This is a genomic window from Paenibacillus pinisoli (genome assembly GCF_003605435.1).
Taxonomy (GTDB): domain Bacteria; phylum Bacillota; class Bacilli; order Paenibacillales; family Paenibacillaceae; genus Pristimantibacillus; species Pristimantibacillus pinisoli.
In genome coordinates this window covers 1,455,363-1,481,016 of the sequence record NZ_QXQB01000001.1, presented here as the reverse complement: position 1 = coordinate 1,481,016, position 25,654 = coordinate 1,455,363, and the positions used below count along the sequence as shown (strand labels likewise).

Here is a 25,654-nt window from a genome sequence, read left to right as displayed (position 1 = left end):
CTAAGGCTCGCCTTCTTTTTTGGTCAATCCCCGCATAAGTATGGAAGAGCGGAAGGACGAGCGGACGGGAGGGATGGACATGGCGAAGTGGGGTAGGCGCGGTTTTCGGCTTGGTCCGTTGCGGGGGCTTGGAAGCTTTCGCAGGGTGAAGACGGTGACCTGGGGGAGTCCGCGGGCCAAATCGCCGTCTGCAAAGTCAGGCGGGGCGAAATGGGGCTCAGGAGGAGCGAAGCTGAGCGGCATGAAGTGGAGCGGAAAGACGCAATCCGGAGGCAAGAGCGCCGGCTGGGGCAAGCGGCAGCCGATCTTTCAGTTCCGCCGCAGCAGCCGCAAGGCGCAGGTGTCTTCATGGGGGACGAAGCACAAGGAGGCGCGTCCAAGGCGCCGCTTCCGCAAGCGGAGCCTGCTTCTGCTGATGCTGGTTTTTATGCTGCTGTTCACGGTGCCCTCGTTTATTTTTATCGAACGGAATTTGCGTCCGCCGCTTATGAATATTGCGAAGGTTCGAGTGAAGCAGGTCGCCACACAAGCGATAAACAAAGCGATCACGGAGCAGGTAGCCCGCAAATCGGATCAGGAGAAGCTGATTGACTGGAAGATGAACGGCAACGGCAAGATATCGGGGTTCATGCTCAACTACGCGGAGCATATGAGCATTACGTCGGAGACAATCGAGACCGTGCAAAGCACGCTGAAGGAAATCAAAGACATACCGGAGCATATTCCGATCGGCCATGCGCTTAATAGTGCAATTATCTCCTCCTTCGGACCGCGCGTGCCAGTCAAATTCGAGCCGGTCGGGGCGGTAAAGGTGGAGCTCAGCACAAGAGAACGCAATGCCGCCATTAATATGGTGCTGGTCGAGGTCTACATCAAAGTTGTGGCGGAGGTGTCCATCATTATCCCGTTCGATACCGAACCGGAGCTGGTGGAGACGGAAATCCCCATCTCCTACTTGCTCGTTGTCGGCGATGTGCCGATGTACTATTATGACAGCTCGGGCAAGGCGGTCGGGGAGAATGCGCCGCAAGCGCCGAATATATCGGTGCCAATCTCGCCGGGTACCGGGGTCACGACCAGTCCGGATACCGAAGAAGAGAAGAAGAAGGAAGAGGAAGGGCATTCCTCCTTGTTCCAGATGCAAGCGGAGTAACTAAAGCTATAATGAACAATCCCGCAGAGGCTTAGCCCCTGCGGGATTGTTGCGTTTCAGGCGGTTCCGTCTGGTGCCAGAGTTGCCGGGCTGAATTCCTTAGCTTCTTCGCCGCTGGCGTTCCTGCTGCTCCCACCGCCGCAGCAACGGGTAAGGGTCGAACGCCCATTCCACCAAGCCGCGGTCGCTGTAGATGCCGTAGTGCAGATGCGGCGGGAACTTGCCGGAGGTGCCCTGTTTCCCATAGCCGGAGCTGCCAACCCAGCCGATGACTTGCCCGGGCTCTACGATATCGCCGACCGCCAGCTTCTTGTCGAAGCCAGAGAGGTGAGCGTAGTAATGGTAGTGATTGTTCAAGTCGCGAATGCCGATGCGCCATCCGCCGAAGCGATTCCAGCCCTTAATCTCAATGACGCCATAGCAGGTGCTCCTTACAGGCGTGCCATGGCCCGCGAACAAGTCGGTGCCCTCATGGCTGCGGCGGCCGCCCCAGCCGCGCTTCGCTCCCCACGTGTCTCTATAGGAGTAGCTGGAGCCGACCGGCAGAGGGAAGGCATGTTCGTACAAATCAAGCTTGCCGTACTTCTTATAGATGGATGCGAACTGCTCGATCCGCTGTACGGAGCGGCTGTTGCGGTAATAATCCCATAGGCCGATGGGGAAGCGGATATCGCTTGTTCCTTTTGCCGAAGCGAATCTGACAAGGGAATACAGCAGGTCGGCATCGCTATTGCGCTCAGCCAGCCCGTTGCCGTCTCCGTCGCGTCCGATTCCGTTGAACCATTGAATCGAGAGCGGGAATATATCCTCGGAGTCAGGGTTCAGCTCACCCGCCCACCGCTCCTGCTCGATAAAGACGCCTACCGTCTGTCCCAGCTGCGGCCGTGCTTTAGGCTTGGCTTTGGAGATGGTTCGTTCGTACTGGTCGACCGCAGCGATCCAGTACCACTCCACATTCATTACGCTGCTCAGGCTGTCATACAGCTCGCGCCGGATATCGTATTGGTCCTTTACGGGCACAGCTCCCGGCTCCTCCAGGCGGCTTGCCGCCGCTGATGCTGCCTTTCCTGCGGCTGTTGCGGAGCTTCCCGGACTTATAATAAGCGACAAAGCCGTCACAGCGGCCGTCATCGGAATCCATACCTTCAATCTTCTCACCCTTTCAGAAGCATGACGGACATAAAGGTATGTTTTGCGGTTGGAGTGGATTTTATCCAGAAGGGGAAGGGTTTTTTGCGGGCTGGGAAGGAAGAGGATTCCATTGTTGAAGCAGGTAACCCGCACCTTACGTTTTATGATCAATCTTCGACAAATTTAGGGAGGAAATAATGAACTTTCCATATAAAATGGTTAATTAGTCCTGTATTTTTTGCAAGAAACAATTTATTGATTAGGAAAAATGTGCTAAGGTTGAGGTAAGATTAGGTTTTCTTTAATTTTGAAGATGAAAGGAGTATTTATTGCATGTTTAGAAAGATATTTGTCTGCCTGGCAAGTTTATGTCTGATGATATCGATTAATCCCATATATGCTGCGTCAGGGGATACGCCGTCCAGCTGGGCAAAGGCTACAATGGGAAATCGACAAAATGGAATTATGGTTTTATAAAGGTTCCCTTTTTGAATACTGACAGCATTTTGAAGTTTCAATTCAAATCGATCAAGGGATTCGTAAGTAGAATTAATGGATATAAGTATGGCTTTCCATTCAAAATGGTTGAAGTTAAAGAGATAAAGTAAGAGATGCATTAAAAAGAACTAATTAATTATAGAAAGAGGAGTGTCTATTATATGTTGAAAAAAATGTTGGCTTGCATAGTAAGTTTAAGTTTAATAATGTCAGTTGCCCCCATATATGCAGCATCAGGGGATACGCCATCTAGCTGGGCGAAAGCTACGGTTACGAAAGCAATTAAGGCAGGCATTGTGCCGGAACGCCTGCAGTCGAAATACCAGTCTCCCATTACGAGAGAAGAGTTTGCAGAGTTAATTGTAAATGCTATTTTTGAGCGGGAGAAGGTAGCGGCAGGTTCATTATCTGAAAAGTTCTATTGGACAAAAGAAAAAGTATTGGATCGAGTGACTGTTGATTTTGAGTTTGAAGATGCAGAGCAAGAGCATGTAAAGCTAGCATACATAATAGGTACAGTAAATGGCGTTTCTGATACTCGTTTTGAACCCAATAAACATATAACCCGCCAGGAAGCTGCAGTCATGCTTATGAACACTTCTCATCAAGTGAATGGAATTGGGTATTTGAGTAAAGAGGCTTTAGGCTACTCGGATTACGATAAAATTGCAGAATGGGCTAAACCTGCGGTATCTGCAGCAGCATCGGTCGGTATTATGTTAGGGGATGGAAAAAAGTTTAATTATGCTGGGAAAATTACGCGTGAAGAGGCGATAAAAACAGCTTATACACTCTATCAGTCGCTCTATCTTTTTTCATTGAAAGGTAATATTTTTATCGGTGCAGAGTACGAGGAGCTACGCTATAAGGTCGGGAAAGACTTTGTAGCTGTAACCTATGAGGATGACGGCAAGCATACCAATTTGGATATTAATATGTATCGAACATGGAATTACGATAATATTACATCTTCACATCAGGATTTATTCACGATAGAAAAAGCGATTGCACTATTTGCATTTTATTCTGATATCGACCCATTAAATTTTAGTCAAGTAGTTACGCCAACTATGAATGGAAAATCCACAAAATGGGATTATGGTTATATGGTTGTATCTTTCTTGAATACTGATAGCATTATTAAGTTTCAATTCAAACCGATTAAGGGATATGTAAGCAAAAATAATGGGTATAAGTATGGCTACCCATTTAAAATGGTTGAAGTTAAAGAGATTAAGTGAGAAATAACTAGATTCTAAAAAAGGAGATAACAATGAAGAAACGCTCAAGGAAGCTTATCTCTATACTTATAGTAATCACAATATTTTTTCCTTTATTTGAGATTCTCCATCCAATACGAGAAATTAATGCTGCTTATATTGGAAACAATGGGTTTATCCCAGCAGGCGGGACATCTGGCAAAGGCGGAGGGATATGCCCTAATACCACGATTTATCGGATAGGTATTTTCACTGAGGATCTTAAGAAAGAAAATCAATTTGTGACGGGTGAAACCTCAAATGGGATTACTCAAAAGATTATAAATCAATTTCAATCGCATATGCCGGACTCCAAAAACGCAATTATGTTTGTGCCAAGTTCATGTTATACGACCAACGCTGCACTAGGTTATTATGAGGCAAGCAATGGGAACTTTATAGTTAAGCGTAGAGATATTACAGGAGTATCTGCTGCTGAAATTCTGGAACGTAGAGAATTCCACGATGCCAAAGTACGAAAGCTTGTTCCGCTTGTTAATAATCCATATCCTGAGGGACTATTTTATTTAGAATTGGTGAAAAAGGCTCCAAAAACAAAACCGCTCGATTTTAGTACATTAAGTGATGGCAAATGGAAATCTATTGCAGCCTCAATAGATCCTGCTGGTACAAAGTCAGAAAGGGTTTGGCAATATTTACTTGGCAATAAAGAATTAATACAAGAGAGAATTAAGAATTATTATGGTGAGAGTTTAATTGATCGAAAAGATAAATATGAAGTGATACATCAAAGCAAACTGATGTATCTTGATTTCCTCATGACCCTCTATTCCCTTGCACCTAAGGGAGAAGAAAAAGAGTTTTATGTAAAAGAGATTAATAAATTTTTGGAGCAAGACCCCGAGAAATTAAATAATAGTCCTATTTTGTTTTCGCTTGATACGGCAGTTAGATTCAGTTCACCGGCTCAACTAGGAAGCACATATCTGTATATGCCCAGTATCTCATTTGTCGAGTGGATGCATGGTGCTACCGATCAGAGCAGACTGACAGACTCTAAAATCGCTGGCCCTAAGCATGATACTAAAGCATTGATAGTGCATTCTGCCAAGCTTGCAATGAACCATATGCCGAGCAGGAAGCGTAATACAGACAAGCCAAGTAATACAGACGGCTTTACTTGGGGGTACTCCGGGGTTGTAGGGGATACGCTTCGCACCAACTCTACCAATAAAACAGCGGTTTGGTATTCTTCAAGCGTAGTTGGCGTTATGGAAAGTCTGATTTTCCATGGCAATATGTTCGGCTTTAATGTAATGGGCGGTCCACACAACCTTGTGGAAGAGCCTCCAAATTGTAAGTGCGGTCAAAACATAGCTCTTCCAAACAAAGCAAAGGTAGAAGGAAAGCTTGAATCGGAGAAAGTGGGCAAAAAAGTTGAATTGTCCATTGACATCAAGCAAAGTGATCCGAAAGAGTTGGAGAAGTGGAAGAAGTTATTGGATACGTCAAGCAACGTCCAAATGCGAGTTAAGCTTTGGCGCAGCCAGGCTCCTGGTGATCCGATCTGGGAGAAGGCCACCGGTCCTGAGCCCTTCAAAGACAATGAATGGGTGAAAGTAGACAAGAAAGAAGTGCTAGGTTATCTCGGAGGCAAGAAGTTGTTATATCGAGATAATCTAATGGATTATGAAGTGCCGGAGGATGTTACACAAGAGTTTAAATATAATGCCAACGTATATATCAAGGGCATTGCCAAGAACGGCGAGGAATTCTCAATTCAATGCAAGATGGGAGAAAGCTTGTCCACATTTATCACTGGCCCTACTAAAAAAGTAATAGAGAAGGAAACAGGAAGTTATACCTCCTATCCGGAATATTGGTCGGAGATTAAGCAAGGCTCACCGGAGAATGAGGTATTCGAAGCGATGGCCGGAACGCCGACAACTGAAAATCTGTACTTCGCTACAGGCGGCTCGGAATTTATTGTCGATCTTGAAGTGGAATATGTGCCTGAGATGACATCTACCAGAACGTATAGATCCTATTTTACAGGAGGCGTTCCAAGCGAGTTCAAGGAAGGCGATCAGGCAAAGAATTACACTGTGCCTGCGCCTTCTGGAGCATCGTCTTCCAGCTTAACGGTTAATGCGCACGAAGGCGGAGAGGTTAGTGCGACATGGACGGGAACGACTAAGTTTACCGGGTCCGTTACTTGGGGCGATCACTGGACGAATGTGAATAATAAATGGGATGATTCCGCGTACAATGCCGCCAAGGCACAAGCGCAAGCTTGGGTTGCGGCTGTCAACGGCTTTACGATCCGCCATACCGCCGCAAGCGATAAAGAAACCCGCCAATTCAAGGATTGGAAAGCCAGTATTACAACCGACACTAACCCACATCCGGCAGGATATGCCGATCCCGGACAAAAAGCAGTTCCTGAAGTGCCTTGCTCAGGAGATCCATGTACAGGCGGCGTACCTGCAGTACCATATAAAGCAGCCAGCGGAAAGAATGGCGAGGACGGTCAATACACCATTACGGTTACGGCAAGAGTTCCAGCTAGAGTGATTGATGGGCCATCATCGATCTATGATTTGCCTGGCGTAGAAGATACTTGGACGCAGACGATTACCTATGATTACACCAAGATTACGAAAGCAAAGGTATGGAAAATCGATCGCTCCAAGGTAAACGGCATGGCTACTTTGACAGGGACGGATGAAATAACGGCATCTATCGTACAAGGGGATCCTGTCTTATTCTACAATATCGCCAATGAGGACAAGCTCTCAACGAAAGCGAGCGAGGAAGGCCGGCTCCGGTATTCACTGGAAACCAATCAGCATGATGTCGTCGTGTGGAATGAAGGTCCGAGAACGAATAAGGATGATGGCCGAGGCGACAACGGCTGGGTCAAAGGACCAGGCCAGACCGCAAGCTGGGCCAATGGCATCATCTATACGAATAAAGGCTATGGAACAGAAGTGAACTATCATGCGTCACAAGCAACGCTGAAGGATAAGAAGACCAAGGAATATGAGCAGTTCGACAAACGAAGAAAGACGCTGACCAAAGTCACGGCAGTCTCGGATTTCTTGATTCTCCAAACTTCCAGCGGAGATCAGTCTGTCATGTACTTCGATAAAGTCTCGGCAGAGCCTAATGGTGTTGAGGCACAGAAGCCGATCGATATTCCAAAAACGCCATTCGCCGACCAGTGGAACGATAATAAGCTGTCTGCTGCGAAGTGGGAGAAGAATGCCATCAATATCGGATCGTATAATGGCAAGTTTATGAACCCGTCTTCCAAATACAGCAAGACAGGAGCCTCTAAGGTAGAGACGGTATTCGACAACGGTAAAATGCCGGCAGGTCTTATCAGACCAGCGAAGCCTCAAGCTCCATTGAGGCTGGTCAACAACACGATCGATGTGATTGACACCTTAAGCAACGGTCTATATGTGACGGGCGACTCCAGCGTTTTTTACCGAAATATACTTAATGAAGGAACAGCGTCTACGATCTTCCCTACTTCGCTGAATTCGAGGTATGGAGCTAACGGAGTAGAATTCGGGACGACGTATTCCAATGACCACAGCAAGGTGAACGATATTGTGCTGCACAATCCCGTTTCGGTAGAGTTTGCCCGTGTGGTATCCTTACCCGGAACCAGGGATCAACGGACGGCGAGTTCCAAGCTCATTGGCGGCAATCTTCAGCCGCCAACCATAGATTATGAACGACGCTTGAAGAAGGACTACCGACAGAACCTTATCGTGAACGGAGATGCGGAGGTAACGGATTCGGCGGGTCTTGTTGCAGGCTGGCTGACCTGGACGGAAACGCCTGGTTCTGATGTCCTGTTCACGAATCGCTCCCAAGGAGAATGGGTGATTGCAGACCAGAGATCCTTTGAGATTCAGACCCGAAGCAAAGCAGATGGCGGGAAGGATTATAGCGGCAAATATTATAAGGACATTGCTGTAAAGCCGAATACGCAGTATAAATTCAGCGGCGATATTAGCTGCCATCGTTGCGAGGGGTACTTCTATTTAGGCATGTACAATGGGGATGCGTTAGTGAAGGATTTGGGAATGGTGCAGAGCGCGGCAGTCAATACAGGAACAGTCGCCAATAAAGAAATGACGTTCACGACATCTGCGAGCGCCAACAAAATCCGAATCAACATCATGAAGGGCAAGTCCTCAGGAGGTATATCCGGCTCGAAGGATCATTTGTTCGCGGATAATATTAGGCTTGAGAATCTCTCTGTTCAGGAATGGATACCGACAGATCCGGTCTATGAGCTGAAAACCGTCAATAATCCCAATTATAAGCCGGAGAAAGAGCCTGTAACCAAGGAATATGCATACAAGGGAACCTCTGAATCCTTGACTGTAGAGCGAGATGGCTTATTCACTTTTGAAGTGTGGGGCGCTCAGGGCTTTGAGGGAGGCAACGGCGGTTATGCGAAGGGCTCTCGCGAGCTGAAAGCGGGAGATGTCTTGCATTTTTATACTGGGGGGCAAAACGGTTTTAATGGTGGAGGCGCTGGCGGTGACGGTGCCACTGACGGAACCAGTGGCGGCGGAGCTTCTGATGTGCGGCTGAATGGCACCAATCTGAACAATCGAATTATTGTTGCTGGCGGCGGCGGAGGACGCGGCGGCACCTCCAATGGCGGCACACCTAGCAACAGTACATCGCAGCCTGGCTCGGCAGGCGGAGCAGCGGGGCTTCCGGGTAGCAGCTATAGCAGCTCAGTAGGCGGAGCCGGCGGGGGGACAGGAACGTCAACTGATGGCGGAACCGGCGGCGCAGGCGGCACCAATGGAAGCTCCAGCAACAATGACGGAACCTATTACCAAGCTGGTGGAGGCGGAGCTGGCGGCGGCTATTACGGAGGCGGAGGCGGAGGATCTGGCGCGATTACCGGAAGCTGCTCCAATCGCGGCGGCAGTACAGGGGAAGACGGCAAGCTGGGTATTGGAGGCGCAGGTGCGGATGCATTCAATAAATCCTCTACATGCGGGTATTACTCCTATCCTGGCGGCGGAGGCGGGGGCGGATCATCATGGACCGGAACTCTGGCCAATGCGGTCATTGCCAATGGCGACCAAGCAATTCCGAATCCCCGGGGAGGCACGCAGACAGGGCACGCAGGCAATGGATTTATTCGGATAACTGCGCCTGGAGCGCCAGCTTCCGGTTCGCCAACTATGGTTCTTGAAGAGATGATTATCCCGAGCGAATATGATTATCCGGATGAAGCTTATGAGAATGTAGCCATTGAAAGCAAGCAGGATGAACCTGTTAAGACTCCTGACGGAACTTATGAGAAGGGAAATTTCATTAACCTGGATTATCAGTTTCAGATCTTTTTCCCTAATCTAGGGAACTTTTATGGTAATGGCGCGCACGGTCTGTATGCGCCAAGCGTAATACCGGGCAAAGGTTTTACCGACCCTATGAATACAACGAAATGGACGGCCTCCAAGCAAGTGAAGTTCGCATTTTTTGTAACTTATAACGGTAAAACCTATAGTCCTGACACATGGATTGATTTAGATGTAGCGAAAGACACCTTTGATTTCTACCTTCCTCTGGCTAATAGCGAGGCCATAAGCGCATTGGTGCAATTTCGAGCCATTGCCAACAATGCAGAATATCCGGATGGAGAACATGCCAAGAACAAAAGCAGGTTCTTGAATCTTGCAGCGAGGCACAGTGCGATAAGCGGCTATAATATTGACCTTGTTGGCCGTATTGGAGCGTTGGTTATTGAGGATACAGGCGATTACCGATTCTCTAACTTGTTCAAAAAGCCGCTGTCTCCGGTTCAATGGTACATTCCGAATGTGGTGAAGCGGGTTAATCCCAAGGAACAGCTCCATATTGTAGCTGATCCAATAGATGTGAGGGGAGAACCAGCCGCAGCGCGAGTCAATTATTTGGATACGTATGGTTTGCTGCCACATCTGCGTCAGAATCCGATATCCTTGCCGCTCTCTCCGGAGAAAAACAATATAAAGGCTTTGAACAAACAGCCTATGAGGCTAGGCTATGAGCTATTGGCAGATATTCAGACCTTGGGCAACTATTATGAGAGAGTTCAGATCGTCCCTTACTACTACAGCCTTAGTCTGTCGAATGGCGCGATCACGCCTGTTGATATCTATATGAATGTCAATAATCAACTGAAGTTAATCAATAAGCATGGAGCGGCTGTGCCGGGATGGGATCCTAGCATTGTCCATTCGTACGTGTATGCCTTGGATTGGAACACCGAGTCCGGCAGAAGGAACTATACAGAAGAGCAGCATACCAAGGACGTAGACGCGGACAATACATTTGTTGATGACTTGGATAATGTGACCAGTCTAGGCAAGCCATACGGCAGCAACTATCCTTATGGTATCGCGCAAGTTCTCAATCTATCCGAACGGAATCGAACCTTTATCGGGACTAGCCGCACGAATGATGTGAACCGAAATCCGGGCGGGGTAATTCCTAGTCTTGCGTTCGGCAAGCAAGGCCAAAGATGGCATTTCTCCTATGGCCCTCCTTCCTCAACAGTAGCTGTGAAGCAAGGGGAGCTGCCGAGCCAAGTTAATATCGACAAGATCAGGAACAATACAACTGTATTGCTTGTTGCATTGGATATCAAGTCTGTAGGAGATACCTATACGCTGCAGTATCGAAAAGATAATGGTTCGGTCAATATTAATGGAACAAGCTGGCCGTTAAGCATTATTCCGTATCCTGTTGTAGCCGTATATTCAACCAACAGAACTTCGGCAGATGACTTGACGATTTCCGGCACGCATTAATAGGCGTTCATAATGCTAGTTAATCAAGAAGGGGACACGTTCGCACGCTGTCCCCTTCTGTTAGCTGCGAGGAGAAATAAAGTCCATAAGGAGTCGTTCGATTTTCATGAAGCTCAAAATAACCGGTATTGCAATCATAATAGTAGGCATGTTGCTGACAGGCGAATGGGCTGCAGCAATGGTGGGACCGCAGAGTAATCCTTCCAATTGGGCGAAAAGTGATGTGAATACAGCTATATGGCTAGGTATAGTGCCTGAGCGTCTGCAGTCAAAGTACCAAAGCCCAATCACACGAGAAGAATTTGCGGAGCTCATCGTCAACACGATCTTTATAAGAGAGAAGAATAAGGCTGCCGCTTCAGGAAAAGCCGATTACTGGACCAAAGAAAAGCTGTTGGAGAAAGTGCAGCTTGAGGTTGAGTTTACTGATGCAAGACAGCAGCATGTGAAGCTGGCCTATATACTGGGCAGCGTTAACGGAGTATCGGAGACGCAATTTGCGCCTAACAAGCATATCTCAAGGCAAGAAGCTGCGACGATGCTCATTAATACCAACCATATCATCAATGGAATCAGCTATACGCCTAATGACGTGTTAGGCTATACCGATTTTGACAAGATTGCAGATTGGGCTCTTCCTGCTGTTCAAGCTGCGGCTTCCGTTGGATATATGAAGGGAGTTGGCAAGAAGTTCGATTACGCGGGGAAATTTACGAGAGAGCAGTCCATTGCCACTATGATGAGATTGTATTTCTCGGACTATGAGTTTGCGTTAAGAGGCAATCTGACCATACATTCCGAATATGAGGAACTGCATTATCGAGTGGGCAAAGATCATATATCCGTGACCTATCGTAATGATAGAACGGCATCCAAGCTGGATGACGCTTTGCGGAAAGCTTGGGAACGCAACGATATCGCCTCCGAGAAACCCAAATTTTATGACAGGGATAAAGCAGTTGCCCTATTTGCCTTTGAGAAGCAGCTTCGGCCTGATGATCTTCCCGGCATTATTGCGCCGACCCTGAACGGCTTGTCCACTACATGGGATTACGGCTGGATGAACGTGTCCATATTTAATCAGGACAGCTTAATTCGATTTGAATTTAAGCCAGTCCGAGGGTATATGACCCGGGCGGAGGAGTATCAGGCGGGTTATCCCTTTGCTCCAGTGACGGCGAATCAAATCCTTTAATCATACAATTAGTCATACTATCCGCGCATGTTTTCAAATGTAGGAGAGGGGGTAAGACGTGCGCACGATATCACTAGACTTTGGCAGGATACAGCTTGCACAAGGAAGCTTGAATCAATGTGCTCTGAAAGCTTCATCGGTAAAAGGCGGCATGAATGCTGTTTACATTGACTCGTCCATTGCCGCCCGCAGGAATATTAGCTCCCGTCTATATCGGACAAATAGCAAGGTGCAGGAACTGGAAAAACGCCTACGCGACATCCAGTCTTTCATGCAGGATGGAGCGCAGCAATACCAGCTTGCAGAGAACGCAATAATCAGGAAAGCTAATATAGGGCAAGGCCAAATGGTTGATTTAACTCGTTATATGGGCGGCATGCCATCCGGACAGGAGGAGATAAAGCTCACTCCTGAGCAAATGAGGGCACTGGCTTTATTGGGGAAGATGGCTTGGAATGCGCTGGAATGGTATGCCCAGTGGCGAGTGAAAATGGGCCAGGTTCAGGCGGCTGCACCAGCTGAGGAAACGAAAAAGAAAGACTCCTCTTGGAAGGTTTCCTGGGACCTGATGGTTGAAGGCTTGCCAAAAACCTGGGATGCGATCAAGGCTCATGGGAAAGCTGAGATTGACAGTATGGTCAAATCGGCTAATAGCTTGAAAGAGATTGGTCAGGATATATATAATCAACATGTCATGCGATCGGAGAAGCAGTTAGATTCTTGGTATGATTTCTTTAATCATATGACATTAGGGGCATTAGACAGGGGTATAGGCACGTACGAGGGAGCGGCGGACCGAACAGCGAAGAGGAAAGATTCGGCCTTTGATTATGGGAACTATTTGACGAACGGCCTGCTTGAAACGATTAAAGGTACGACCTCACCGGAGGACTCCTTCTCAAAAGAGCATTGGGAAAATATAATAGGTATAGGATCAATGGCTATCCCTGGCATGAAAGGACCTCGTGTTCCTGGAAAGCGATCTCACCATTCGGACGATGGGAAAGGTGATGGTCATGGGGGTGAGGGGAAGGGAAAAACTAGTTCTTTTAAAGTAAGCAATGAATCTTTGGATCATGCAAACATCGGTGATTTTACAAAAAACCCAAAAACAGGTGAAATATCGAAAATGAGTGGTGGAGGCCATGGCCAAGATAATATTAATTTCCTTGAGAAAAATGGAATTGAATACAATATTGAAAAAACATATTCTAATGGAGTTAGGGTAGGTAACGTTCCCGAACATAAGTCAAAGGGAAAGAGAACTGGTACAGGACAAGCATGGTTTCCTGAAAATTGGACTAAAGAAGAAATAGGAAGAGCTGGTGATTATGTAGCTAATATGTCTGCACATAAAGATATAGCTGATGGGATAACTATATTTGGTGAATACAATGGAGTACGTGTTGGAGTGATTAAAACCAATGGAGAAATAGGAACGATATTTCCAGATAACATGATACAACCCTAATATTTATGGAGGTTAACTTTTATGTTTAATGAAAAAGTAAGGTCGGTTTTAGGGGCAAGAGCATTGCTTGACGATAACGATCCTAGAATTGAGCAAAAATGGGCCGAGTTAATTGAGTTACTTAGCGAGGATGAAACTTTGACATTGGATTTTTTGAGCCAATGTACAAAAACTGAACTTTCGTTTCTTAGTGAAGTGTTTGAAGAGGTGGCGTATAACTTGCAAAGCAGGAAATACATTGAGCTATTATATCTATTAGATGAAAGGTATCCGGACTTAGAATTGACTAGCCATATTCAAATCGCTGAAAGTTACATGGATTAAACTTTTTAGGATTTTCAACTGAAAGGACACTCCCAACAACAGGAATGATTGTACGGTATAAAAAATGAAAACTACAATAGGGAACTGACCCCATAACGTGAGACAAATCAAAACACCTTCAAGAAAATAGAACCATGTCGTAAGATATGGGGATTGATCAAGACCCCAATTAGCGGACATTGGAAAAACACCTAAGCAGCAAACTGACGCCGGTACTCAACTGGCGTCAATTTTTTTAGTTTTCTCTGCGGTCGCGAATGATTGTAAAAAGTGATATAGGACTCAATTCTCCTTTGTGCTTCCTCAATGGATCGAATATTATAGAGGTAGAGTCCTTCCGTTTTGAGATGCGAGAAGAAACTCTCCATTGAGGCATTGTCATGACAATTGCCCCGACGAGACATGCTGATTTGGGCGCCAACCTTTGGCAGCATGTCGTGGTATGCATGGGACGTGTACTGGAATCCTTGATCGCTGTGAACGATTAATCCAGTCATGTCTTTTTGATTTTCAAATGCTTTTTTGAATGTCTGTAGGACGAGCTGGTTGTCATTTCGAAGATCCATGTGGTATGCCACTATTCATACTCCTGAATCGAAAAGCAAATATGAAGAATTAATGACGGATCTTAATAATTGGGATAAAGAATTGAAGGAGTGGTTTAATTATGCTCACTGGTAAAATTGGTGATGGGAAATTTATGGTATATGAAGAATTGGATAAATTAATAACTGAAATGTCTGGAGAGAATGCTTCAGATGATTATTGGTATGATGTTGGAGTAACAGATGCGATGAACTTGTTGGAAAAATTCTCTGAAACAAATTGGGAATTGCTAGGGGAAAATATAATAGATAAGTCGTTAGAATGGCAAAGAAAATTAGCATATTGTTTAGACAATGAGTGCAATATGTATGAACTTAACATATTAATTTCATTGCTGAGCACTACTGATGATGAACTATTTGAGATATGTATTGATACACTTAGAAGTTTTACAAATCAAGAAAGTAAGAAGATGATATTAGATAATCCCCTAATACTACAACGTGTTAATAATTTACTATTGCATACTTCGAGCTTACCGGTAAAAAAAATGCTTCAAGATTTCCTTTCAAAAATCCATTCGTAAGAATGATTATTAAAGAAATTTGATTTAAAATAGTACATCACAAAACAGATCAATTAGGTCATAGGCCAATGGATCTGTTTTTCTATAGATAACTTAGCTTTTAAGCAACCAGAGCCGCATTCTCCCTGAAGAATGATTTAAACGACAGGGAAATTATGATAAAGTTGTTACAAGAATGAATCGAAAGTAGGATATTACATATAGCATCATACTAGAGTCACAACTCAGTTAAATTGATGTCATGAAGTTTTTCCATAATACACGAGAGGATGACAAATATGAAAGTGCTAGGCATGCTGATTCCAACATATCGAATAGGGACAGAAGTCGTATTGTCCGATACTCAATATGTGATCAAAGGGAATGCAGAGCTGTATGAGCTGCTTAATAAAAAGGTGCAGCAACAAGGCTTCGAAATGCTGAAGAAAGGAACGAAGCTGCAGGTCGTATCCATGGCCAAATATTCGTTCAAGGAGATCGGCAAAACGATTTGTTACGGCGTTGCTTATCGGAACAAACTATACATCGTGGCAGAGGATGGGCTGTCAAATATTTAATCAAGCTGTGGAGAACTTGAAAGCATCTCAATTTGCGATAGATCGCATTCCGATAAACTATAGATAATCGGCCAAGCGTGCGGAGCAGGTCATACTTTTTATGTACAAAGCGTGTTATAATGTTGGCAATGCCGTAAACTTATAACTGAATGTGAAAGCAGGGATCGACATATGACACAACGCGAAAAGCTTGAAAAGCCGGACTGGCTTCGCATAAAATTGACAACAAACGGCAACTATGCCGAGATTAAAGATATGATGCGCACGAAGACGCTACATACGGTCTGCGAAGAGGCGCGTTGCCCGAATATTTACGAATGCTGGACGAACCGTACCGCTACTTTCATGATTTTGGGCGACATCTGTACGCGGGCTTGCCGCTTCTGCGCGGTGAAGACAGGTCTGCCGACAGAGCTGGATCTTCAAGAGCCGGAGCGCGTAGCCGAAGCTGCGGAGCAAATGGGTCTGCAGCATTGTGTCGTCACATCCGTTGCTCGTGATGATCTTGCTGACGGCGGCGCATCGATTTTCGCCGCTACAATTAAGGCAATCCGCAAGCGCATGCCGTTCTGCCGCGTGGAAGTGCTTATTCCGGACTTCATGGGCAACTGGGATGCTCTGCAGGTTGTTATGGATGCGAACCCGGACATTCTGAACCACAATATTGAGACGGTTGAGCGCTTGTCCGACCGCGTACGCGCCAAGGCGAAATACAAGCGTTCCATAGAGCTGCTGAAGCGCGCAAAAGAAATGAAACCGAAAATTCCGACGAAATCCAGCATTATGCTGGGCGTAGGCGAAGAGTGGGATGAAATTCTGCAAGCGATGGACGATCTGAGAGCGGTGGATTGCAATATTTTGACACTGGGCCAATACTTGCAGCCGACGCCGAAGCATATGCCGATCAAGCGGTATGTTCATCCGGACGAATTCGCAAAGCTAAAAGAAGAAGGCAAGAAGCGCGGCTTCCGCCACGTGGAATCCGGTCCGCTCGTACGCAGCTCGTACCATGCGCATGAACAGACGGACTCCGCTCATGCGGCAATGGCAGCGGAAGAGCTGATTCCTCCGAACTACGGGCTGGAATCGACAGGCTCCTGCGCGAGCGCAAGTGCCGGCGCCAAATAATTTGACCGACGCTGAAGTGAGGTGTAACCATGGCTTTGATTCATATTGGAGGCAAATCGTACGAGCTTATTCATGAGAACCGAAGCGGCTGGAATCCGGAAGCCTTCCGCAATCGATACAGCGAAGTGCTTGAACGCTATGATTACATCATCGGGGATTGGGGCTACAACCAGCTGCGGCTGAAGGGTTTTTTCCGTGAGGGGCATCAAAAGGCCAACAAGGAAAGCTCTTATTCGACGGCTGCAGATTATATTAACGAATATTGCAATTTCGGTTGCGCTTATTTCATTCTGGAGAAGAAGCAGGGCGCGCGTAAGGAAATGGGCGAGGAAGATGTGGATCTGGATCTCGAATACGGAGAAGACGCTGTGCGCCTGGAAGCTGGCGATCTGAGAGCTGCGGTAGAATCCGCCGCTGTCTCCGCATCCGCAGAGACGGCTTCCGCAGCCGAGGCGCCTAAGGCCGCTCCAAGAGAGCAGCACCCGAATCGGCATCGCGGAGGCCACAGCCATCGGGCTGAGGGCAGTCAATCACGCAATGAGGGCGGCGGCCGTCATGAAGGGGGCAATCGTTCCCATGGCAGTGACGGTGGGACCCGCCGGAAGGACTTCCGCAACAAGAATCATCGTTCCGGCGGCGGTCAAGACCATAGGGGCAAGAAGCCGGTTAATAAGCCGGCAGCAAGCGAATCCGCCGCAGCTGCGGAACCATCGCGGAATGCCAATCCGTCCCATTCCAATCAAACGAATAAAGATAAAGACGCCGGACGCTCATAAGAGCGTACCGGCGTTTTCTTTGGTGCATATGGGTTTTAGCGAACATCGTAGCCCAGGAAAGCTTCTCTAACGCGATCCCAGAACGGGAAAGGGCGATGCCTCGCAAAGGTGACTTTGCGGGAAGCTACGCTGCATCGGATGGAACGAATATCGCTATGGGTAATGTTCACATGGTCGATGCTAAGCTGAATGCGTTGTTCCTTCTTCGAGATGATGTCGCAATGGTGATGCTTGGGCAGCAGGACCGAGGATCCCAGCGTACGGAACACTCGGTTGTTAATGGACGCAATCTCCGCGATCTGAAGCGATTCGATGGACGGATGGACGATTGCGCCGCCTAGGCTTTTGTTGTATGCGGTACTGCCTGATGGCGTAGAGATCACGATGCCGTCGCCGCGGAACATCTCGAACATCTCGTCGTTGATATTAATCTGTGCGACAAGAGTGCCGTCCACGCCCTTCAGCGTGAATTCATTCAGCGCCAAGTAATGCAGCGTCTCCGCACTCGTCTCCACCTCGATCTGGGCCAGCGGGTATCTCACCATGCGCGGCGTCTCCTCCGCCATATGGCGGATCAGCTCCTCCAGCTCATCGGCGTTCCAATCCGCGTAGAATCCGAGGTGGCCGGTATGAATGCCGACGAACGAGACGTCGGCAATACAATCTATATATTGGTGGAACGCCTGCAGAAGCGTCCCGTCTCCGCCAATCGAGATGACGATGTCAGGGTGGGCCTCATTCAGGGTGAATCCACGATCAGCCGCCAGGGCGTGGAATTGTTGGGCTAACGACTGGGACAGCGAGTCGCCCCTGTCGATAACGGCGTATTTCAACGTCATCATTCTCCTTCCGAACATGCGATCATACCAATGATCATATCGGAAATTGCCGCTAAATTCAATGAATCAATCGCGTTACCGCATTAAAGGCCAAGCCATCCCCACAGTGCATAGACGAGCGCCATAGCCACTAAACCATGCGCCAATCTAGCGGTCATGAAGGGGCGGTAGCGCAAATCCGTGCGGCTTAGCAAGCTTGCAACCTGGGCATGGACGGATAACCCTCCCCATGAGAGCACCCAAGCCGCAATCGCCACTTGATGCATCAGTCCAGTACCGGCTGTGCCCGCCGCCCGAGACCCCAGCGTAACCTCGAACAAGCCGAAGATCGCGGCATCGGCCAGCGGGGCCGGCAAGCCGATCAGGCTGAACAGGAGACGCAGCGCTTCCGCGAGAGCTGCTACGAATCCGGCATGAGTGAGCATCTCCATCACGACGGAGAAGAATACAACCAGCCCTCCTACGACAATCATAAGTCTAAGAGCGGATTGGATAGAATCCTGCATCAAACGTCCCATTCCGCGGCCGTCCAGCAGCCTGGCCTCATGCATGGCTTTTAGCGCAATGCCTAGCCTGCTGCGTGAGATTCTATGTCCAACCTTGTTCGAGGTAGAGGCGGTGTTCTCTGCTTGTGCTTGCTTCTCCTGTCCCTTCAAAGGCTCCTTGCGGGCGTCATGGAATCTCATGAGGAGCCCGATCAGTAATCCGCCGCCATAATGGGCGGCTGCCAGGATGGGGGCTACAGCGGCATTTTGGAAAAAACCGACCGAAACTGCGCCGATCAGGAAGATCGGATCGGAGGTAGTGGTGAATGCGACCAGGCGCTCGCCCTCGGCCCTTGTAATAAGGCGCTGCGCCCATAGCTGAGCCGTAAGCCTTGCGCCAACGGGATAACCGGAAATATAGCCCATGGTGACGACGAACCCCCCGATGCCCGGGAGCCGGAACAGCGGGCGCATGAGGGGATCCAGCAGCTTGCCGAAAAAATGGACGATGCCAAAGCCGAGCAGCAGCTCGGAGATAACGAAGAACGGGAAGAGGGCGGGGAACAGCACCTCCCACCAGATGGATAGTCCGCGCAGCGAGGAATTCATCGTTTCGACAGGATATACGGCCATAAGCACGGCAACAAAAAGCGCAATCAGCGCAGTGATCGATAACGGGTGCAGGAATGCTCGCAGCAAGGGGGCCGCCTCCTTCGGTTAATACCTGTACAGGCTCTCCTACTACGTATATGTCCAAGCCGGTATTTCCATCACCGCCAATGGAACATTAAAAATGAGAATTGTTAAAGAAAACGTTTGCAAAACGGGTGTTATTGGGGAGGCTTTATGGTACAATAGAATCATCATACACGGTTGGAGTGATGAACATGAGTATTATCGCCGGCATCGTTGTCTGCGCTTTTGTCTATGTCATCAAAGAATCGATCTCTTCGCCCAGCGAAGAGGAATATGAAGCGTAATTTGCAGCAGTTGTCCATCGATGAGCGCCCGTGTCTTGTGCATACGGGCGATTTTTTTTACTATAAGGAATTGTTGAAATATAATTCCTAATACCTACACAATGGAGTTGGAAATGACGATGAATAGGAATATAAGCCTCTATGAAGCGGTAGGGGGAGCCGAAAGAATCAGGTCTATAGTCGAAGCGTTTTATCCGAAGGTACAAGCTCACCCGCTTATTGGTCCGCTTTTCCCCGAAGATATCGATCCGGTCATAGAGAAGCAATACCAATTTTTGACGCAATTTTTCGGAGGTCCCAGCCTGTACTCCGATCAGCACGGGCATCCCATGATGAGAGCGCGGCATCTGCCGTTCAATATAACGCCTGAGCATGCGGCAGCTTGGCTGTCGTGCATGGGCGAAGCTCTGGAGGAGGTCGGGCTTGAGCGCGAGCTGCAAGCCGTTGTGCTGGATCGTCTGTCTGGGCCTGCGCATCACTTCGTCAACTCAAACTAAGGAGACGTGAAGCCATGGAGCCGCTGTACGAGTCGAAGATCTCATGCATCTGCTGTGAAACAATATTTCAGTCAACTAGAGTCCGCCCGAGCTACAAGCGGGCTTCTGCTGTGGATACCGATTTTTGCGGCCATTATGACAATGGCGTCAATCCGGATTATTATGTGGTCCGTATCTGTCCAAGCTGCGGGTTCGCTTCGACGGAGAACGGTTTTGATAAGCTGAATGACACTCAGAAGAAAAATTATTATGATCGGATCGGCGTGAATTGGAAAGGGCAGGACTTCAGCGGAGAGCGGACGACGGAGCAGGCAATGGCCAGCTACAAGCTGGCTCTGCTGACCGCCCAAGTGACGGGAGCCAAGGATCGCGTGATAGCAGGCTTGCTGCATCATATTGCTTGGCTGTACCGCTATGAGAAGAACGAGACGGAGGAGCAGCGTTTCTTGAAGTTTGCTCTGGAGGCGTACATCCGCGTGTTCGAGCTCGAGGGCGTATCTGTCAATAATGCGAAGCTGATGTTTTTGATCGGGGAATTAAACCGGCGCACCGGAGAGATGAATGAAGCGGTGAAGTGGTTCTCCCGCGTCGTGAACGATAAAAAAATTATGGACGCCTCCATGATCCGCGCCAGCCGGGAGCAGTGGCAGCTCATCCGGCAGGAAGCGGAAGAGGAGCGGCTTGGTCGCCTGGTGTCCAAATCGCAAGGGGTTGGCAGCGCATAAAGGGCAAGAAGACCTCTTCGCTGCTTGTCAGCGCAGAGGCCCGTCCGTCAGGAGATAGTCTTGATCCGCGTCGATGATGGTTACTTTGTTGCGGCAGCATGGGAAGACCATGAGCCGCTTCTTGCCGTCCTGGATGTCTGGCAGCTCCGACGGCTTCAAGGGAAGCAGAACATTGTCCGTATCGCAGAAGGGACAGCTGGATACATAGAGGTCTCCCATGACCCGCTCATACGGCCATGCGTTCTGGAACGGAATCATCATTCCGGCTTCTCCCCGGACGCATCGGCTTCTTTTTTGGCCAGCTCAGCCAGCTTCTGAAGCAAGATATGCTTGGGCATGTGCATCAAGTGCTCCAGCGGAATATTCAGCTGCTCGGACAGCTTGATGGCAGTCTCGGGCGATATTTGCAATGGTTTAGACATGGTGTTGTTCCTCCAATCAGGATATACTACTGTTATACACCGCCGGGCAGGTTTCTCGCAAATCATTTGCGGTTGCCGCTCGGTTTTTTCATCGCTGCCTTACATAGGACGAATCACAATAACAAGGAGAGTGGCTTTGATGAGCAATTATCCAATTCGATGGGATATGGATGCAATTTACCCCGGAGGCTCGGCTTCAGAGGCGTTCGCACAGGAGCTTGCCGGCATGGAAAGCGGGATTGCGCGCCTGAATGAGCTGTTGAAGAAGGAAGAAACACATAACGTACAATCCATCAAGGAAATGACGAATATCGCTCAGGAGGTGCTGCTGAGCCTGCGGCAATCAGATTCCTTTGTCGGGTGCCTTATCGCGCAGAATGTGCGGGACCAGGCGGCAATCGGGCTGAATGACAGAGTGAAGACGATCTCCGCAAAATATTCCGCGGCGATGACCCGCTACGATAATGTGCTAAGAGGCATTCCGGATGCGGAGTGGGAGAAGCTGCTTCAAGACGAGACTCTCTCCGCGATCGCTTTCAACCTGAGCGAGCGCAGAGAGCAGGCGAAGCTGAAGATGGCGCCGGAGCTTGAGGCGCTGGCTGGCGACCTGGCGGTCGACGGCTATCATGGCTGGGGCGACAACTATAATGTCATCGTATCGCGGGCCGAATTCCATGTCGAGGAGGCATCCGGCGAGAAGAAGGTGCTGTCCGCCGGGCAGATGTCCAACCGTCTGTCATCGAGCGATCGCGCAGTGCGCCAGGAAGCCTTTGCCGAGTGGGAGCGGGTATGGTCCTCGCTGACGGATCTCAGCTCCGATACGCTTAACCGGATTGCGGGCTTCCGCCTCAAGCTGTATGAGAATCGCGGCTGGGATTCTGTCCTGCAGGAGCCGCTCGCGATTAACCGGATGAGCGCGGCTACGCTGAATGCCATGTGGGACGCTATTGAGGAGGGCAAGAAGGCGCTTATTCCTTATCTGGAGCGGAAAGCCAAGCTGTTCGGCCTTGAGAAGCTGGATTGGCATGACGTAGAAGCGCCGGTAGGCTCCTCTGCGCGAACCGTCTCTTATGCAGAAGGCGCACGCTTCATTATCGAGCAATTCCGCGCCTTCGATCCTGCGCTTGCGGAGTTTTCCGAGAAGGCTTTCGAGGAGGGCTGGATTGAAGCGGAGGATCGCGCCGACAAGCGTCCCGGCGGCTTCTGCACCTCCTTCCCTAAGAGCGGTCAGACGCGTATCTTCATGACGTACTCGGGGACGGCGTCCAATATTTCGACGCTTGCCCATGAGCTGGGACATGCTTATCATCAGCATGTCATGAATGACCTGCCAGCCATGTCCCAGGAGTATGCGATGAACGTGGCGGAGACTGCATCGACATTCGCCGAGATGATCGTATCGGACAGAGCGCTGAAGGCCGCTGCGGATGACGAGGAGAAGCTCGGCCTGCTGGAGGACAAAATTCAGCGTGCTGTTGCTTTCTTCATGAATATCCGTGCGCGCTTCCTCTTCGAGACTCGCTTCTATGAGCAGCGCAAGGAAGGTCTTGTGACGGCTGATGAGCTGAATAAGCTGATGGAGGATGCACAGCGCGAGGCATACATGGATATGCTTGGCGAAGCGCATCCGCAGTTCTGGACGTCGAAGCTGCACTTCTACCTGACGGATGTGCCGTTCTACAATTTCCCGTATACGTTCGGTTACCTGTTCAGCTCCGGATTATATGCGCGCGCCTTACAGGAAGGCTCTGATTTTGCGGCCAAATATGTTGCGCTGCTGAGAGACACCGGGCGTCTGACGGTCGAACAGCTGGCACAGAAGCATCTGGGCGTTAATCTGGAGGAGCAGGATTTCTGGAGAGATGCGGTTGCGCTGACGGAAGAGGATGTGCGTCTGTTCCTGGAGATGACGGAAGAGAAATAATGTGTGCTGCCCCAATGGTGATTCTCACCATTGGGGCTTTTTTTTATTTTATGAGCAGCCTAAATGCGTTGTTCCAAGTATATATTGTACAATATATTTGAATATGATATCTTATTTGAGGAGATATTTTCATATAAACATTGATTATGAGTCATATAGTGTGTGTTCCAAAAGCCCGTTTTTCAGCAGATGAGCTTATGCTTCCGATGATGCGTTTTTTCAAAACGCTGCAGAAGATGGGATGAAGCCAGAAAATGAGGACGGGGGCTTAGTGGAAGCTGCGTGAGCGCCGGAAGTTGCGGCTGAATGCCAGATTCGATGTCGAACAGGCTGCAGGAACTGCTATATATTTTAAACAAACACATACAAGAAAAGAGGGGACCATCATTCAGCTATCTTCAAGGCAATTGGAGCTCATTGAGCTGGTCAAGAAGCATTCGCCGGTAACGGGCGATCAGCTGGCCGAATATTTGGGAGTGAGCCGTCCGACGCTTCGTTCGGATCTGTCGCTGCTGGTGATGCTCGGCATGCTGGACGCGAAGCCGAAGGTGGGTTATTTCCTCGGCAATACGTTCCGTGCGAGCCATGAGCCGCTCCAGCGGTTTAACCGCATGAAGGTAAAGGAAGTGCAGGGCGTGCCGGTCAATATCCCGGATACGCTGTCGGTTCACGACGCCGTCATTACGCTCTTCATGGAGAATGCGAATACGCTGATTGTCGTCAATGAGGACAAGCGTTTTGCAGGCATCATCACGCCAAAGGATTTGCTCAAGATTACGTTAGGAAATTCGGGCGCCGCGACGATTCCCGTCAGCATGGTCATGACCCGGTATCCCAACGTGGTTACGCTGACTCCTGACGAATCCGTCATGGAGGCGATCAGCAAACTGTCGCAGCAGCAGGTGGACTGCATACCGGTTATCGTGCCTGAAGAAGAGCCGGGAGTTCCTCCGATTGTAACGGGATGGGTGTCGAAATCCAACATCGTCTCGCTTATGGCAGATATTGCGACAGCTCAGGAATTGGGGGACTAGGGATTATGACACAGCCATATATTTATGTCTGCTCCGACGCGGTCGGAGAGACGGCGGAGGCGGTAGCCAAAGCGACGCTTAGGCAATTTGCCTCCGAAGATGTGAAGATCAAGCGCTACAGCCATCTTCGGACCGAAGATGAAATCGCTCGCATTGTGGCCGAGGCTGCCGAGACGGGCAGTTTTATCAGCTATACGCTGGTGCAGCCGGAGCTTCGGGAATGGATGAGAGAGGAGTCGGTACGGCGCGGAGTACGGGCAGTGGATGTCATGGGGCCGATGATGCAAGCGTTCGTCGATACGTTCGGGAGCTTCCCCAAGCGGGAGCCCGGACTTCTGCATTCCATCGACGAGGCGTACCATCGCCGGATTGAAGCGATTGAATTCGCGGTCAAATATGATGACGGCAAGGATGCGAGGGGATTGGTGCAAGCGCAGGTCGTCTTGATCGGCGTGTCCCGCACGTCGAAGACGCCGCTCAGCATCTTCCTGTCGCACAAAGGAATCAAAGTCGCCAACTTGCCGCTTATGCCGGAGGTGAATCCGCCGGAAGAGCTGAAGCAAGAGCCGGGGCGACTGATTGTTGGTCTTACTATGCAGCCGGAGCATCTGCTGGAGATTCGCTCCGAACGGCTTAAGACGTTGGGCTTGCCTTCTTCCGCGCAATATGCCAATCAGGAACGTATTCAGGCGGAGCTTGATTATGCGGCTTCAGTGATGGCCGGCCTGAATTGTCCGGTCATCGACGTGACGAATCGCGCAATTGAAGAAACAGCGGGTATCATTATGGAATGGTTGAACAAATAATTGGCTATACCTATATATAGACGGAGGGTTCAAACATGGAAAAAACATTTGTAATGGTAAAACCTGATGGAGTATCTCGCGGCTTGGTCGGCCGAATTGTTGCCAGATTTGAAGAGAAAGGGTTTACGATTAAGGATGCGAAGCTGACGCAGCTTGACCGTCAGTTGGCGGAATCCCATTATGAGCATCTTAATTCAAAGCCATTTTTCGGAGAGCTGGTTGATTTCATCACGTCGGGTCCGGTATTCGCTATGGTCCTGGAGGGCAAGGATGCCGTTCAGAATGCCCGCTCTATTATCGGCGCAACCAATCCAACGGACGCAATTGCAGGGACAATCAGAGGCGACTATGCAACGGATGTGGCCAGCAACATCATCCACGGCTCCGATTCCCCTGAAAATGCGGAGAGAGAGATTGGATTGTATTTCCACTAAGAATGGTTGACGGTTCAGACAAGTTATGGTAAATTCGATAACAAGTCAATAAGAAACCACGGAAGCACCGTATAGGGCTGCGCTAGT

General features: G+C 49.0%; 22 protein-coding genes. 16 read left to right on the top strand and 6 right to left on the bottom strand.

Features of this window, described 5'->3' with window-relative positions; all coding sequences use genetic code 11:
- Window positions 1–79 precede the first annotated feature (79 nt).
- Window positions 80–1,153 carry a sporulation protein YunB gene (yunB, locus tag D3P09_RS06940; protein ID WP_243643931.1) on the top strand — a complete coding sequence of 358 codons (1,074 nt, stop codon included), beginning with the start codon at window positions 80–82 and terminating at the stop codon, window positions 1,151–1,153.
- Window positions 1,154–1,252: 99 nt separating this feature from the next.
- On the opposite strand, the gene D3P09_RS06935 is transcribed toward yunB, so the two are convergent.
- Complete coding sequence (locus tag D3P09_RS06935; protein WP_120108607.1) at window positions 1,253–2,284, bottom strand: M23 family metallopeptidase; 1,032 nt, start codon at window positions 2,282–2,284, stop codon at window positions 1,253–1,255.
- A 659-nt stretch (window positions 2,285–2,943) separates the two neighbouring features.
- On the opposite strand from D3P09_RS06935, the gene D3P09_RS06930 reads away from it, so the two are divergent.
- From D3P09_RS06930 to D3P09_RS06910, 5 genes are all read left to right on the top strand, one after another.
- Entirely contained in the window at window positions 2,944–4,023 is a 1,080-nt protein-coding gene (locus D3P09_RS06930; protein ID WP_120108261.1) for an S-layer homology domain-containing protein, read from the top strand.
- Between the two features lie 1,403 nt (window positions 4,024–5,426).
- Window positions 5,427–10,838 carry a glycine rich domain-containing protein gene (locus tag D3P09_RS06925; RefSeq protein ID WP_165867332.1) on the top strand — a complete coding sequence of 1,804 codons (5,412 nt, stop codon included), beginning with the start codon at window positions 5,427–5,429 and terminating at the stop codon, window positions 10,836–10,838.
- Window positions 10,839–10,944: 106 nt separating this feature from the next.
- On the top strand, window positions 10,945–12,033 hold the full coding sequence (locus D3P09_RS06920; protein ID WP_120108257.1) for an S-layer homology domain-containing protein: 1,089 nt from the start codon (window positions 10,945–10,947) through the stop codon (window positions 12,031–12,033).
- Between the two features lie 58 nt (window positions 12,034–12,091).
- Window positions 12,092–13,504: an EndoU domain-containing protein gene (locus D3P09_RS28040; RefSeq protein WP_243643929.1), complete on the top strand. Its 1,413-nt coding sequence runs from the start codon at window positions 12,092–12,094 to the stop codon at window positions 13,502–13,504.
- 21 nt (window positions 13,505–13,525) lie between these two features.
- Window positions 13,526–13,828, top strand: a complete 303-nt coding sequence (locus D3P09_RS06910) for a hypothetical protein (RefSeq protein WP_120108256.1) — start codon at window positions 13,526–13,528, stop codon at window positions 13,826–13,828.
- A 191-nt stretch (window positions 13,829–14,019) separates the two neighbouring features.
- Here the strand turns inward: D3P09_RS06910 and D3P09_RS06905 are convergent, their stop codons facing one another.
- On the bottom strand, window positions 14,020–14,406 hold the full coding sequence (locus tag D3P09_RS06905) for an integrase core domain-containing protein (RefSeq protein ID WP_243643928.1): 387 nt from the start codon (window positions 14,404–14,406) through the stop codon (window positions 14,020–14,022).
- Window positions 14,407–14,495: 89 nt separating this feature from the next.
- On the opposite strand from D3P09_RS06905, the gene D3P09_RS06900 reads away from it, so the two are divergent.
- The 4 genes from D3P09_RS06900 (at window position 14,496) to D3P09_RS06885 (ending at window position 17,421) form a co-directional block, all read left to right on the top strand.
- Window positions 14,496–14,960: a hypothetical protein gene (locus D3P09_RS06900; RefSeq protein WP_243643927.1), complete on the top strand. Its 465-nt coding sequence runs from the start codon at window positions 14,496–14,498 to the stop codon at window positions 14,958–14,960.
- A gap of 278 nt (window positions 14,961–15,238) precedes the next feature.
- On the top strand, window positions 15,239–15,517 hold the full coding sequence (locus D3P09_RS06895; RefSeq protein WP_120108254.1) for a hypothetical protein: 279 nt from the start codon (window positions 15,239–15,241) through the stop codon (window positions 15,515–15,517).
- A gap of 171 nt (window positions 15,518–15,688) precedes the next feature.
- Entirely contained in the window at window positions 15,689–16,645 is a 957-nt protein-coding gene (lipA, locus tag D3P09_RS06890; protein WP_120108253.1) for a lipoyl synthase, read from the top strand.
- A 29-nt stretch (window positions 16,646–16,674) separates the two neighbouring features.
- Entirely contained in the window at window positions 16,675–17,421 is a 747-nt protein-coding gene (locus D3P09_RS06885) for a YutD family protein (RefSeq protein WP_243643926.1), read from the top strand.
- Between the two features lie 35 nt (window positions 17,422–17,456).
- Here D3P09_RS06885 and D3P09_RS06880 read toward each other — a convergent pair whose 3' ends face one another.
- Complete coding sequence (locus tag D3P09_RS06880; RefSeq protein ID WP_120108600.1) at window positions 17,457–18,254, bottom strand: NAD kinase; 798 nt, start codon at window positions 18,252–18,254, stop codon at window positions 17,457–17,459.
- 89 nt (window positions 18,255–18,343) lie between these two features.
- Window positions 18,344–19,378 carry a sporulation integral membrane protein YlbJ gene (gene ylbJ, locus D3P09_RS06875; RefSeq protein ID WP_424452123.1) on the bottom strand — a complete coding sequence of 345 codons (1,035 nt, stop codon included), beginning with the start codon at window positions 19,376–19,378 and terminating at the stop codon, window positions 18,344–18,346.
- A gap of 466 nt (window positions 19,379–19,844) precedes the next feature.
- On the opposite strand from ylbJ, the gene D3P09_RS06870 reads away from it, so the two are divergent.
- Window positions 19,845–20,222: a globin domain-containing protein gene (locus D3P09_RS06870; protein WP_207892450.1), complete on the top strand. Its 378-nt coding sequence runs from the start codon at window positions 19,845–19,847 to the stop codon at window positions 20,220–20,222.
- Between the two features lie 14 nt (window positions 20,223–20,236).
- Window positions 20,237–20,947, top strand: coding sequence for a DUF2225 domain-containing protein (locus tag D3P09_RS06865; protein ID WP_120108248.1), 711 nt, complete (start codon window positions 20,237–20,239; stop codon window positions 20,945–20,947).
- A gap of 27 nt (window positions 20,948–20,974) precedes the next feature.
- Here D3P09_RS06865 and D3P09_RS06860 read toward each other — a convergent pair whose 3' ends face one another.
- Entirely contained in the window at window positions 20,975–21,205 is a 231-nt protein-coding gene (locus D3P09_RS06860) for a hypothetical protein (protein WP_120108598.1), read from the bottom strand.
- Window positions 21,205–21,369: a YycC family protein gene (locus tag D3P09_RS06855; RefSeq protein ID WP_120108247.1), complete on the bottom strand. Its 165-nt coding sequence runs from the start codon at window positions 21,367–21,369 to the stop codon at window positions 21,205–21,207. The genes D3P09_RS06860 and D3P09_RS06855 overlap by 1 nt, the downstream gene beginning before the upstream one ends.
- A gap of 139 nt (window positions 21,370–21,508) precedes the next feature.
- Between D3P09_RS06855 and D3P09_RS06850 the strand changes: the two genes are divergently transcribed.
- From D3P09_RS06850 to ndk, 4 genes are all read left to right on the top strand, one after another.
- Complete coding sequence (locus tag D3P09_RS06850; RefSeq protein ID WP_120108245.1) at window positions 21,509–23,293, top strand: M3 family oligoendopeptidase; 1,785 nt, start codon at window positions 21,509–21,511, stop codon at window positions 23,291–23,293.
- 407 nt (window positions 23,294–23,700) lie between these two features.
- Complete coding sequence (locus D3P09_RS06845; protein ID WP_120108597.1) at window positions 23,701–24,327, top strand: helix-turn-helix transcriptional regulator; 627 nt, start codon at window positions 23,701–23,703, stop codon at window positions 24,325–24,327.
- 5 nt (window positions 24,328–24,332) lie between these two features.
- The gene (locus D3P09_RS06840; protein WP_120108244.1) at window positions 24,333–25,133 is read left to right on the top strand and encodes a pyruvate, water dikinase regulatory protein; all 801 of its coding nucleotides are present in this window, start codon (window positions 24,333–24,335) and stop codon (window positions 25,131–25,133) included.
- Window positions 25,134–25,168: 35 nt separating this feature from the next.
- On the top strand, window positions 25,169–25,567 hold the full coding sequence (gene ndk, locus D3P09_RS06835; protein ID WP_120108242.1) for a nucleoside-diphosphate kinase: 399 nt from the start codon (window positions 25,169–25,171) through the stop codon (window positions 25,565–25,567).
- Window positions 25,568–25,654 lie beyond the last annotated feature (87 nt).